The organism is Nocardia sp. NBC_01327, from assembly GCF_035958815.1.
Classification (GTDB): Bacteria; Actinomycetota; Actinomycetes; order Mycobacteriales; family Mycobacteriaceae; genus Nocardia.
The window spans coordinates 2,693,183-2,706,070 of record NZ_CP108383.1; the positions used below are offsets into that span (position 1 = coordinate 2,693,183).

A 12,888-nucleotide genomic window follows, 5' to 3' on the forward strand; every position below is an offset into this window, starting at 1 on the left:
GTTCGGCGGCAGGGGCCCGGCTCCTACCGGGGTAGGAGGTCAAGTCGCGTCCGCGGCACGAAGACAGGGCGGCGCGGGCTCTCGTAGCGTCTGGAGTAACTGGTACCGGACCCGTACACCACCGGCCGGGCCACTACGAAAGGTTGGGGGCCATGTCCTGGGCAGACCTGCATGCTCGCACCGACATCCTGCACACCGTCCTGGATCGGGCGGCGCGGAATCCCGCTGATGCCACGCTGTTCGACGAGCTACCCGAGATGGAGCGGCTCTTCGGCAGCCGGGACGGCGTCCTGCTCGCGCTGCGGAACCGCTGGGAGAACCATTTGAATGTGAAGCTGGACAACGCACTGGCACAGGGCAAGTCGGCGGTCGAGGTGTATCTCGAACTCGCCGGTGAGCAACCCGCGCTGCGCGCGATCCTGGACACCTACGACACCGATCACCTCTTCATCCGTCCGCGTCCGCGGGCACTGGCTCGCTGATCCACGAGGGGAACCACCATGCTGGAATTGACCGACGTCACGAAGGAATACCGGGTAGGCGGGCAGGCCGTGCGGGCGCTGGACGGCATCAGCCTGCGCATCGAACCGGGGGAGTTCACCGCCATCATCGGGCCTTCCGGGTCGGGCAAATCCACACTGCTGCATCTGCTCGGGGCGCTGGACTCCCCGGACACCGGGTCGATTCGGTTCCAGGACAGGGAGATCGGCGATCTGGACGATGACAGTCAATCCGAATTCCGGCGGCATCAGGTGGGTTTCATCTTCCAGTTCTTCAATCTGCTGCCCACTCTGACCGCCTGGGAGAACGTCGCCATTCCGAAGCTGTTGGACGGCACCGGATTGCGCAAGGCCAAGCCGCGGGCGCTGGAGCTGCTCGATCTGGTCGGCCTGGCCGATCGCGCCGAGCACCGGCCCGCGGAACTGTCCGGCGGTCAGATGCAGCGGGTCGCGGTGGCGCGGGCGCTCATTATGGATCCGCCGCTCATTCTCGCCGACGAACCCACCGGCAATCTCGATTCCAAAACCGGCGCCGCCATATTGCAGCTGCTCGGCGATATCACCCGCGCCGGCAATTCGGTGGTCATGGTGACCCACGATATGGGTGCGGTGCGCTACTGCGATCGGGTGATCACCCTGCGGGACGGGCAGATCGGCTCCATCGAGAAGGTGGAGCGTGATGACAACGGCGAGGTGCGGACCACGCCGGTGGGCTTCGGCTCCGACGGTGAAACAGCCGTGGCGGCCGAGGGCAGCGCCGACGACGCCGGTGTGGTGCGCGCATGATCCAGGCGAGCTGGGATCGACTGCGGCTGTTCAACATCGGTGAATTGCTCGCACACCGCGGTCGCACCATCATGTCCATGGTCGTGATGGGAATCTCCGCGGGACTGCTGGTTTCGGTGTTCAGCATTTCCGGCTCCATCACCGGTTCGGTGGACAAGCTCACGCACAGCCTCGGCGGCAATGCGGCGCTGGAGGTCAGCGGCATTACCGATGCCGGATTCGATCAGGCGCTGCTGCCGCAGATCAGAGCCGTCCCGGGGGTCGGCACCGCGGTGCCCATGCTGCGCGAATCCATTGGCGCGGACGCGAATCGGGCGATGCTCATCGGCGCGGACGCGAGTGTGTCGAAGCTCGGCAGCGATCTGGGCGGGGCGCTGCAGGATCAGGCGAGCAAGCTGCTCAATGTGTCCAACGGCGTCCTCGTCGGCTCCGCCATGGGGCATAAAGAGGGAGAGCAGATCCAGCTCGGGTCCGTCACCGCGACGGTGGCCGGGGTGCTCGACGAATCCACCTCCAAGCGGCTCAACTCCGGGCATATCGTGATCGCCCTGCTGCCGGTGGCGCAGAAGATCGCCGATCGGGCCGGGCGGCTGGACTCCATCCAGATCATTCCCGCCGCGAAAACCGATGTGGAGCAATTGCGTTCGGACCTGACCAAGCTGGTCGCGGGCCATGCGGTGGTCGCCGATCCGGACCTGCGCACCGCGCAGGCCGGCGGATCACTGCAGCTGGTGAAGTATTCGACGCTGGCCTCGTCCGCGGCGGCGCTCATCGTCTCGTCGTTCCTCATCTACAACGCCATGAGTATGGCTGTGGCGCAACGCCGTCCGATGCTGTCGCTCTTGCGGGCCATCGGCGGCAGGCGCGGACCCGTGGTGCGCGGACTGCTCGCCGAGGCGGCCATACTCGGACTGTTCGGCGGATTCGTGGGTTCGCTCGTCGGAATTGTCATGGGCCGCATCGCCATCGGTAGGCTCCCGGCCGCCATCGTGCAGTCGGTGGAGGCGCGCACCGAATACGAGGTGCCCGGCTATGCGATTCCGGTGGCCGTGGCCGCCTGTGTGCTGGCCAGCGTCATCGCCGCGGCCATCGCGGCCCGGCAGGTGTACAAGGTCGCACCCATCGAGGCGCTGGCTCCCGTCGGGACCTCCACCTCCGATGAGGTGAGCCCGCTGCTCAAATGGGGTTCGCTGGTGGTCGGCGCGGCCATGGTCGGCGCGGGGGTCGTGGTCGCCGACGCCGATCTCGGGCGCCTGTCGCTGGTCTCCATCTCGCTCGCCATCGCCGGGGCGGTTGTCCTGTGCTTCTCCGCCACCGGTCCCATCGTGCGGGTAATCGCGGCGGTGGCACGGCTTTTCGGCGCACCGGGCGCGCTCGGCGCGACCACCATCGAACGCGCGCCGCGCCGGGTGTGGGCCACCACCATGACCGTCATGATCGGCATCGCCGCCATCGTGGCCATGGGCAATGCCTCCCGCAATATGGTCGACGCGGCGGCGCAGACCTTCCAGGGTCTCGGCCGCACAGACGTTTTCGTCAGCGCGACCGCCATGGAGCAGTTCCCCACCGGTCCGCTGCTGCCTTCGGATCTGAAGGCCAAGCTGAGCGGTATTCCGGGCATCGGCGATATCGGTTCGGCCCAAATGGCTTTCGCCACCCTGGGGCGCGGCCGCGTCATGCTGCAGGGCTACGAGGGCGGTGTGGCCCGCAGTTCGGCGCTGGATGGCACGAGCCGGCAGGATCTGGACCGCATGGCAGCCGGGCAGGGCATTGTCATATCTCGCGATGTGGCCCGCTCGCTCGGTGTCAGCGAGGGTTCCGGCGTGGATCTGCCGACACCGACCGGGGTGCACCATGTGACGGTATTGCGGGTGGTGCCGTACTTCTCCGCCATCGCGGGCGTGGTCGTACTGGATCTGAATATTCTGCGGCAGTGGTATCAGCGGCCCGGCGAGACCATTATCGGTATCGACTTCGCGCCGAATGCCGATCACGAGGCCGTTTTCAATGCCATCCGCGCCGCGGTCCCCGCGCAATTGCATGTTGTCACCGGTGAGCAGGCGGTGACCGCCATCTCCAGCAGTGTCCGGCAGGGGATGTCCATCAGCAGCGCGATTCTCTGGATCGTGGTGCTGGTCTCCACGGTCGCGCTGCTGAACACCCTGATGCTCTCGGTGCTGGAACGCCGCCGGGAACTAGGCGTCCTGCGCGCCATGGGCACCAGTCGGCGCTTCCTGCTGCGCACCGTCCTCACCGAGGCGGCGGGTATCGGAGTGACCGGCGCCGCACTGGGTCTCGCGGTGGGTTCGGCCACGCACTATCTGGCCACGGTGGCCCTCGGGCACGCGATCTCCATCGATATCCGCTATCAACCCAGTCCGCTGCTGCTGGTCTACGCCATCGTGGCGCTGGCATTGTCGCTGCTCGGCTCCATCCCGCCCGCGCTGCGCGCCGCCCACCTCCCCATCGTGGAGGCCATTGCCGCCGACTGAATAGGATGGTGGCCATGAGCGCAGCCACGGTCGACTTGATGGACTACACCGACGTCATCAGCCGGTACGAGCCGGTGCTGGGTATGGAGGTGCACGTCGAGCTGGGTACCGCGACCAAGATGTTCTGCGGATGCCCGACCGAATTCGGCGCCGAGCCCAACACCCAGGTGTGTCCGGTGTGTTTGGGCCTGCCCGGATCGCTGCCGGTGGTGAACGAGAAGGCCGTCGAATCGGCCATTCGGATCGGCCTCGCGCTGAACTGCTCGATCACCCCGTGGGGGCGGTTCGCGCGCAAGAACTACTTCTACCCGGACCAGCCGAAGAACTACCAGATCAGCCAGTACGACGAGCCGATCGCCACCGACGGCTACCTCGATGTGATCCTCGACGACGGTGCGGTCTTCCGCGTGGAGATCGAGCGCGCGCATATGGAGGAGGACACCGGTAAGTCGCTGCACGTCGGCGGCGCGACCGGTCGCATCGTCGGCGCCTCGCACTCGCTGCTGGACTACAACCGCGCGGGCGTGCCGCTCATCGAGATCGTCACCAAGACGATTACGGGCGCGGGGGAGCGGGCGCCGGAGGTGGCGCGCGCCTATGTCACCGCGCTGCGTGAGGTGCTCAAATCGCTGAACGTCTCCGATGTGAAGATGGAACAGGGTTCGCTGCGCTGCGACGCCAATGTTTCGCTGATGCCCAAGGGCGCCAAGGTATTCGGCACCCGCACCGAGACCAAGAACGTGAACTCGCTCAAGAGCGTCGAGATCGCGGTGCGCTACGAGATGCGCCGCCAGGCCGCGGTGCTGACCGCCGGCGGCGAGATCATCCAGGAGACCCGGCACTTCCACGAGGTCGACGGCTCCACCTCCTCCGGCCGGGTCAAGGAGACCGCCGAGGACTACCGCTACTTCCCGGAGCCGGACCTCGAGCCCGTCGCGCCGGACGCCGCCTGGGTCGAGGAGCTGCGCGGCACCATTCCGGAGTACCCGTGGCTGCGCCGCGCGCGCATTCAGGCCGATTGGGAACTCTCCGATGAGGTGTTCCGCGATCTGGTCAATGCCGGTGCGCTGGATCTGATCATCGCGACGGTCGATGCCGGGGCCTCCGTCAACGAGGCGCGTTCCTGGTGGGTGTCCTACCTGACCGAGAAGGCCAAGGAGCGTGAGATCGCGCTCGACGAACTGCCGATCACCCCGAAGCAGGTCGCCGAGGTGGCCGGGCTGGTCGAGGCCAAGACCATCAACAACAAGAGCGCCAAGCAGGTTGTCGACCTCGTGCTCGCCGGCGAGGGTGAGCCCGCCGCGATCGTCGAGGCCAAGGGCCTGGGCATGGTCAGCGACGATTCGGCGCTGCAGAGCGAGGTGGACAAGGCGCTCGAGGCCAATCCGGCCATTGCCGAGAAGATCCGCTCCGGCAAGATCCAGGCCGCGGGCAAGGTGGTCGGCGATGTCATGAAGGCCACCCGGGGCCAGGCCGATGCCGCGCGGGTGCGCGAACTCGTGCTGGCGGCCTGCGGCGTCTCCGAATAAGAACTGCGACAACGCCAATGGCGCACGGCTATGCCGTGCGCCATTGTCAGTTCGGGCTGATCACTTCAGTTCGCCGAAGAATTGGCGGACGTCGGTGGTGAACAGGTCCGGCGCCTCCATGGCCGCGAAGTGGCCGCCGCGGTCGAATTCCGACCAGTGCACGATATTGTTGCCGTACTCGCCGAAACGGCGAATCGCGATGTCCTGTGCGAAGACCGCGACGCCGACGGGGGTCGGGGAGCGTTCCGCCTTCCAGCCCTGGACGTGCATGTTCTCGTAGTAGAGCCGCGCGGCCGAGCCCGCGGTGCCGGTGAGCCAGTACAGCATCACATTGGTGAGCAGCCGGTCCCGGTCGATGGCCTGCTCCGGCAGGTCGTTCGAGGGGAAGGTCCACTCCTTGAACTTCTCCATGATCCAGGCCAGCTGCCCGATGGGGGAGTCGACCAGGCTGTAGGCAATGGTCTGCGGCTTGGTGGCCTGAATCTTGAAGTAGCCGTTGTCATCACCGTTGAAATGGGCCAGCCGCTCGAGTCGCGCCTGCTCGGATTCGGTGAGGGTGGCGCGCTCCTCCTCGGACACCTTCCCGAACGGGATGAATCCGAAGGTCGCCGCATTGAGGTGAACTCCCGCAACGTGTTCGGCGTCGATCTTGCCGAGCTCCGCAGAGACGAACGCGCCCATATCGCCGCCCTGCACGCCGTAGCGCTCATAACCCAGGCGTCGCATCAACTCTGCCCACGCCGCCGCGATACGGCCTGTGTTCCAGCCCTTTTCGGTGGTCGGTCCGGAGAAGCCGAAACCGGGCAGCGCGGGAATCACCACGTGGAAGGCGCTCGCCGGATCACCGCCGTGCGCCACCGGATCGGTGAGCGGGCCGATCACGTCGAGGAATTCGACCATCGAACCCGGCCAGCCGTGCGTGAGGATGAGCGGCATCGCCTCCGGCTCCGCCGAGCGAATGTGCACGAAATGCACGTTCTGGCCGTCGATTTCGGTAGTGAACTGCGGCAGTTCGTTCAGCTCCGCCTCATGGCGGCGCCAGTCGTAGCCGGTGCGCCAGTACTCGGCGAGCTCCCGGACGTAGTCGAGGGGAATCCCGTACTCCCAGCCGACGCCGGGCAGCTCGTCGGGCCAGCGGGCGCCGGCCAGCCGGTTGCCCAGATCATCCAGATCGGACTGGGCGATATCGATACGGAAGGGGGTGATGGCCTCGTTGTTCATGGTTATAACGGTAGAAGGACTATAGGACACCTTCGGTCCTATAGTCCTGGCAGACTGCCGGATATGAAAGAAACTTCCGGGCGACTGCTGCGGCTGCTCGGTCTCCTGCAGATGCGGCGCGAATGGTCCGGGCAGGAGCTGGCAGATCGGCTGGGCATCACCACGCGCACGGTGCGGCGCGATATCGACAAGTTGCGTGAGCTCGACTATCCGGTGCAGGCATCGAAGGGCATTACCGGCGGCTACCGGCTCGGGTCGGGTGCGCAACTGCCGCCGCTGCTGCTCGACGATGAGGAGGCGGTGGCCATCGCCATCGCGCTGCGCACCGCGACCGGGAGCGGAGTGGCGGGGCAGGGCGAAACGGCGCTGCGCGCGCTTGTGAAGCTGGAGCAGGTGCTGCCCAATCGATTGCGTAATCGACTGGAGGCCTTGCAGATTGCCACGGTGTACGCGCCGGGCAGAGGCCCGACGGTGGACCCCGAAACGCTCAGCGTGATCGCCACGGCCTGTCGTGATGAACAGCAGCTGCGATTCCGCTACGGCGACTCCGAGACCGTCCGCACCGTCGAACCGCATCAGGTGGTGACCTGGGGCCGCCGCTGGTATCTGGTGGCCTGGGACCTCGGTCGCGACGACTGGCGCACCTTCCGGGTGGATCGCATGCAGCCGAAAGTGCCTGCGGGACCGCGCTTCACACCCCGGGAACTCCCCGGCGGCGATGCCGCCGCCTTCGTCGCAGGTGGCATTGCCCAGCGCTGGCCCTATCAGGCCACGGTCCGACTGCACACCTCCGCCGATTCCGAACCGGCACGCCTGTCGGCGACCTACGGCCGCATCGAACCCGTCGACAATCGTAGCTGTCTATTGCACATCGGCGCGGACGATGCGCGCGCACTCGTCTTCCTGCTCGGCGCGATCACCGTCGATTTCGAGGTGATCGAAGCGCCCGAGCTGTCCCGCGAACTCCGTTCTGCCGCAGCACGTTTCAATGCTGCGGCCGACTCTGATCAATGAGCGCGCGGCCGGGGTGTAGTCAGCCTGCGGTCACGAGTTACCCCGTCATCGCGGCGCGAGCCACCGCATAACCCCGCGCGCCTTTCAGCCGGGGCCAGCGGAAACACAGTGGCGCACTACCGATGCAGATCCCGGCCGAAAGCATGCCGGGATGGCGGGGCGCCGATCTAGTCCGGTCCGCCGCCCTGGCCGGCGGACGGCGGCGGGATGCGGACGACGCGATCGTCGTACTGGTTGGGCTGGCCGCCGTCGGATTTGTTCACCGTCGAGGACCAGATGCTGCCGTCGCCGCCGATCGAGGCGCCGTCGAGCCGCCCGTACTTGTCCTGTGCCAGCAGCGTCGGGGACGCGGTGACGGCGTGAGTTGTCTTGTCGGCCTTCGCGATTGCCAGGGCCTTCTGGTTGGTGAGGGCAATGGCCACGCCGTCGGTGGCGGCGGCGCAACCGGCCACACCCGGATGATCGGGCCAGCTCCAGGCCTTGGTGGCGGTGCCGTCGGGCGCGACGCGCTGCAGACGATCCTCGGTGGCGGTGCGGTCGGTGATCCAGATGGAATCCTGGTGGTCCGAGCACACGCCGCCCGCGACGCCGATACCGGCGAGCATGACCTGCGCGGTGGCGCCCGGCGCGGGTGAGTTGACGCTCAGCAGTTTTCCGGCCCAGGAACCATTGTCGGCCGCCGACGAGGGGTTGCCCGCATCGCCGGTGAGCACCAGCATCTTGTCGGCGGTGTGGAAGTCGAGGGCGCCGCGATTACCGTTGGCGCCCTTCGGGATTCCGGTGAGAATCGGCTTGGGCGCGCCGCCGTCGGTGGATACGCGCACCACCCGGTTATCGCTGCCGGTGGTGATGTACGCGTAGATCAGGCCGTCCTCGGCGAAACTGGGGGACAGCGCCAGCGCGGTGAGACCGCCGTCGCCGGTCGCGTCCACATCGAGATGGGCGATCTCCACCGGCGCGGGCGGAACGCCCTCATCGGTGGCGACCACCTTCAGAATCCGCCCGGTCAGCCGTTCCGCGACCAGTCCGCTGGTGCCGTCCGGCAGGGTGACCACGCCGCCGGTGGTATCCAGGCATGAGATGACCACGGCCGGATCGGGATCCACACACGGCAGATCCGGCCGCTTCGCCGAACTGCTCGGCGCATTCGGCTTGGTACTGCCCTGATCGGCATCCTGCCAGTTCGGCTCGGTGGTGAACGGCGTCGAAGCACGATCGTCGAACCGTGCACAGCCGGAGAGCAGCATGACGCCGAGCATCGCGCCCACCACGATTCTCCGTGCGCCCACCCCGAACCGGCCCGCGGCAACCCAACTCATGGTGCAGACGTTACGGAAAACCCGGCGCGGATGTGCGGACGGGGTCGCTGACCACCCCGGCGCACCGCGAACTGGACATCGGACACGCCCGCGACTGTCGTGTCTCCGGCGCTCTCGCCGCATACTCTGACCCGCGTGACCGAGAAGCCGAACGAGCCCTCCGCCGACGCGCCGGGCAGCATCCCGCCCGGATCGCCACGGACGACGGGTGAGCCGGTGCGCAGCCCCTACGATTCGCCGACCGAGCAGTTCACGACCTCCAGTGTGAAAGCCGATCTCACCAAGGATCTGCCGCGCACCGACGAGGAGCTCGGCCTGGATCCGGAAGTGCCGCTGTACACGGAGGTGAAGGAGGCCATCGCCGCCGGCCCGACGCCCCCGGCAGCCGGCAACGGCGTGCCTGCCGCCGACGACACCGCGCCCACCTACGCCTTCGCCAGCATTCCGCCCGCACCCAACGGCGGCGCCGAGCCCACCACCCGTATCCGCCGGCGCGACGACCGCCGCGGCACGCTGGACCTCGGACTGCTGCTGTTGCGCTTGGTCATCGGCGGCACCTTCGTCTACCACGGACTGCAGAAGGCGGCGGGCTGGTTCCACGGCCCCGGCTACGACGGCATCCGCACCTCCATGGAGCACGGCGGCTGGAAGCATGCCGATTTCGCCGCACCCATGCTGATCGCCGGTGAGCTCGGCGGCGGCATCCTGGTGGCTGTCGGACTCGCGACGCCGCTGGCCGCCGGAGCCGTGCTCGCGGTGATTCTGGACGCCTGGATGTGGAAGCAGGGCATGGTCGCCGGGTTCCAGTACAAGGCGGGCACGGGTGTGGAGCTGGAATCCATTCTCGCGGGCGGCGCGGCCGCCATCATGCTCACCGGCCCCGGCCGCCTCTCGCTCGACCGCAATCGCGGCTGGGCGACCAGACCGTTCCTCGGCTCTCTCGCAGCGCTGGTCGCCGCGGTTGCCGCCGCGATCCTCACCTACATCTACCTGCACGGCGGCAATCCCCTGGAAGGCATCCGCCCCTTCAACTGACCTCGCCCGAAAAGCCAGGTGGCCCGGAGCGATCCACTGGATCGTCCGGGCCACTTGCCGTTTGCGCAGACTCGCGTGGATTCGCTTCTCCGGTGGGAGCGGACTAGGCGAATCCCTCCCCGCGGTGGGCGGGAGCCACGCCCCCGCCGAGCTTCACCACTGAGTGGCGTTGAAGCGCTCCCACTCCTGGAAGGTCTCCTGGTGTAGTCGCAATACCTGCCCGGACTTCGCATCGATCTGCTCGTTCAAAAAGGAACGGTGAGCGGCGATCGCGGCGGCGTCGGCGGGCGAGGCCATGAACTCCGTGCTGCCCAGTTCGCGAGACTGTGCGGCGAGCTCCTCGGCCTCGGCCAGCAGTACCTTCGCCTGGGCCTTGCGGTAATCGCAACGCTCCAGCATCGAGGAGTACTCGGCCAGCATCGTGTCGGCCTTGCCGACATATTCGATTGTCATTCCCTCTGATCTTTCTTACGGCACCCGCCGCACAGCACCCTTGTCGGCCGAGGTCGCCAGCGCGGCATACGCGCGCAGCGCGGTGGTTACCGAGCGCTCGCGATTCACGGGCTGCCAAGGCCGTTCTGACGCTTCCATTTTCACGCGTCGCTCCGCGAGAACCTCATCGGGGACCAGCAATTCGAGCGCGCGGGTGTGCACATCGATGCGAATGCGGTCACCGTTCTCGATCAGGCCGATGCCGCCGCCACTGGCCGCCTCCGGCGAAATGTGGCCGATGGACAGGCCCGATGTGCCGCCGGAGAAGCGGCCGTCGGTGATGAGCGCGCAGACCTTGCCCAGACCCGTGCCCTTCAGGAACGAGGTGGGGTGCAGCATTTCCTGCATGCCGGGACCGCCCGAGGGACCCTCGTAGCGGATCACGATCACATCGCCCGGCTGGATCTTCTTATTGAGGATGAGCGAGACCGCCTCCTCCTGGGATTCGACCACCACGGCCGGACCCTCGAAGGTGTACAGATCCTCGTCGATGCCCGCGGTCTTGAGGATCGCGCCGTCCGGTGCGATATTGCCGCGCAGCACGCACAGCCCGCCCTCGACGGTGTAGGCGTGCGCCAGATCGCGGATGCAGCCGCCCTCGGCATCGGTATCGAGGGAGGACCAGCGGTTCTCGGTGGAGAACGGCTCGATGGTGCGCACGCCGCCGGGCGCGGCGTGGAACAGCTCGATGGCCTCGTCGGAAGCCTTGCCGGAGCGGATATCCCAGGTGTCGAGCCAGTCCTCGAAGGAGGCGCTGTGCACATTGGTGACATCGGTTTCCAGCAGGCCGGCGCGGCGCAGCTCGCCCATGATGGCCGGAATGCCACCGGCGCGGTGCACATCCTCCATGTGGTAATCGGAGTTGGGGGAGACCTTCGACAGGCAGGGCACCCGGCGGGAGATCTCGTCGATGGTCTGCAGATCGAAGTCGATCTCACCCTCCTGCGCGGCGGCGAGGGTGTGCAGCACGGTATTGGTGGAACCGCCCATGGCCACGTCCAGCGCCATCGCATTGCGGAAAGCCTTGGCGGTGGCCACATTCCGCGGCAACACCGAGGCGTCGTCATCGCGGTACCAGCGGGTGGCGATATCCACGATGACCTGCCCGGCGCGGGTGAACAGCGCGCGGCGCGCGGCATGGGTGGCCAGCGTGGAGCCATTGCCGGGCAGCGCCAGACCCAGGGCCTCGGTGAGGCAGTTCATGGAGTTCGCGGTGAACATGCCCGAGCAGGAACCACAGGTCGGACAGGCGCTGCGCTCGACCTCGTCCAGGCCCGCATCGCTGACGGCCTGCGAGGCGCTGGCGGCGATGGCGGTGATGAGGTCGGTCGGCGCCTGCGCCACACCGCCCACGACGACGGCCTTACCGGCCTCCATCGGACCGCCGGAGACGAAGACGGCCGGAATGTTCAGCCGCATGGCCGCATTGAGCATGCCGGGAGTGATCTTGTCGCAGTTGGAGATACACACCAGTGCGTCGGCGGTGTGCGCATTCGCCATGTACTCGACCGAATCGGCGATGATCTCGCGCGAGGGCAGCGAGTACAGCATGCCGCCGTGACCCATGGCGATGCCGTCGTCCACCGCGATGGTGTGGAACTCGCGCGGTACGCCGCCCGCCGCCCAAATCGCCTCGGCCACAATCTCGCCGACGTTCTTCAGATGAACATGGCCGGGTACGAACTGCGTGTACGAGTTCGCGATGGCGATGATCGGCTTACCGAAATCGGAGTCGGTCATACCGGTCGCACGCCAGAGGGCGCGAGCGCCCGCGGCATTGCGTCCGGCGGTGGTGGTACGTGAGCGAAGCGGTGGCATGGGGTCCTCGGGGTCTCGTCGCAGGGGGCTGGTCGGCGACTTCGCCGATAACTTTCGGCGGGTCCCAACGTTACTCCCGCGCCTGCTGATCCCCGTCGGCGGCCGAAACCTCGCACCCCGACACGCGGGAGGCCGGAGCCCTCGGCCCTCAGGGCTTCGGGTTCTCCGGCTGCGCGGACTCGGACTCGGTTGCCACAGCGTCGGTCTCGGTTGCCACGGCGTCGGTCTCGGGCGCTGCGCTCGCCTCGGCGGTGGCGGCGCTCGCCTCGGCGGCAGTCTCGTCGGTATCGCTGCCGTCGGCCGCGTCCGCGTCCTCGGGTCCGATGAACGGATCCGGAATTCGCCCGCCGGATGCTGCGACCAGATCCGCCAGCCGGTCGTAGCCGACCGCGGGCAGCCGCACATCCGAATCATCGGCGAGGTGCAGCTGCAGGTACCCGCGCTTCGGTATGCGCAGACCCTTCACCTCGGACCAGTCGATGTGCCGGCTGGAGAACATGCTGCGCGCATCGATCCCCGACTCCGACACCGTGGTCCGGGTGCGTTCGATCCATACGGCCACGGCAACCGGTATGGCGAACAACACCCAGAGTCCCGCGGGCCACCCGAAGAACGGGAAAGCAGCGCAGAACAGCAGGAGGAACACCCCGATATGCGCGAGCCGGGGGATCCGGATCACGCG

General features: G+C 67.3%; 11 protein-coding genes. 6 read left to right on the plus strand and 5 right to left on the minus strand.

Annotation, left to right across the window (positions count from 1 at the left end):
* The first annotated feature begins 152 nt into the window (after positions 1-152).
* From OG326_RS11835 to gatB, 4 genes are read left to right on the plus strand one after another with little or no spacing between them, the layout of a single operon-like run.
* Positions 153-482 (plus strand): hypothetical protein, encoded by a 330-nt coding sequence (locus OG326_RS11835; protein ID WP_327144679.1) that lies wholly within the window; start codon positions 153-155, stop codon positions 480-482.
* 18 nt (positions 483-500) lie between these two features.
* A complete protein-coding gene (locus OG326_RS11840; protein WP_327144680.1) occupies positions 501-1,286 on the plus strand; it encodes an ABC transporter ATP-binding protein in 786 nt (261 codons plus the stop codon).
* Positions 1,283-3,778, plus strand: coding sequence for an FtsX-like permease family protein (locus tag OG326_RS11845; protein WP_327144681.1), 2,496 nt, complete (start codon positions 1,283-1,285; stop codon positions 3,776-3,778). The genes OG326_RS11840 and OG326_RS11845 overlap by 4 nt, the downstream gene beginning before the upstream one ends.
* Positions 3,779-3,792: 14 nt before the next feature.
* Entirely contained in the window at positions 3,793-5,307 is a 1,515-nt protein-coding gene (gene gatB / locus OG326_RS11850; protein WP_327144682.1) for an Asp-tRNA(Asn)/Glu-tRNA(Gln) amidotransferase subunit GatB, read from the plus strand.
* A 60-nt stretch (positions 5,308-5,367) separates the two neighbouring features.
* Here gatB and OG326_RS11855 read toward each other — a convergent pair whose 3' ends face one another.
* Entirely contained in the window at positions 5,368-6,528 is a 1,161-nt protein-coding gene (locus OG326_RS11855; RefSeq protein WP_327144683.1) for an epoxide hydrolase family protein, read from the minus strand.
* Between the two features lie 63 nt (positions 6,529-6,591).
* Between OG326_RS11855 and OG326_RS11860 the strand changes: the two genes are divergently transcribed.
* Complete coding sequence (locus OG326_RS11860; protein WP_327144684.1) at positions 6,592-7,542, plus strand: helix-turn-helix transcriptional regulator; 951 nt, start codon at positions 6,592-6,594, stop codon at positions 7,540-7,542.
* A 167-nt stretch (positions 7,543-7,709) separates the two neighbouring features.
* On the opposite strand, the gene OG326_RS11865 is transcribed toward OG326_RS11860, so the two are convergent.
* Entirely contained in the window at positions 7,710-8,861 is a 1,152-nt protein-coding gene (locus OG326_RS11865; protein ID WP_327144685.1) for a PQQ-dependent sugar dehydrogenase, read from the minus strand.
* 135 nt (positions 8,862-8,996) lie between these two features.
* On the opposite strand from OG326_RS11865, the gene OG326_RS11870 reads away from it, so the two are divergent.
* A complete protein-coding gene (locus OG326_RS11870; protein WP_327144686.1) occupies positions 8,997-9,896 on the plus strand; it encodes a DoxX family protein in 900 nt (299 codons plus the stop codon).
* 153 nt (positions 9,897-10,049) lie between these two features.
* Here the strand turns inward: OG326_RS11870 and OG326_RS11875 are convergent, their stop codons facing one another.
* The 3 genes from OG326_RS11875 to OG326_RS11885 form a co-directional block, all read right to left on the minus strand.
* The gene (locus tag OG326_RS11875; RefSeq protein WP_327144687.1) at positions 10,050-10,349 is read right to left on the minus strand and encodes a hypothetical protein; all 300 of its coding nucleotides are present in this window, start codon (positions 10,347-10,349) and stop codon (positions 10,050-10,052) included.
* Positions 10,350-10,364: 15 nt separating this feature from the next.
* Positions 10,365-12,206 (minus strand): dihydroxy-acid dehydratase, encoded by a 1,842-nt coding sequence (gene ilvD, locus OG326_RS11880; protein ID WP_327144688.1) that lies wholly within the window; start codon positions 12,204-12,206, stop codon positions 10,365-10,367.
* A 148-nt stretch (positions 12,207-12,354) separates the two neighbouring features.
* Positions 12,355-12,885 (minus strand): PH domain-containing protein, encoded by a 531-nt coding sequence (locus tag OG326_RS11885; RefSeq protein ID WP_327144689.1) that lies wholly within the window; start codon positions 12,883-12,885, stop codon positions 12,355-12,357.
* Positions 12,886-12,888: the final 3 nt, after the last annotated feature.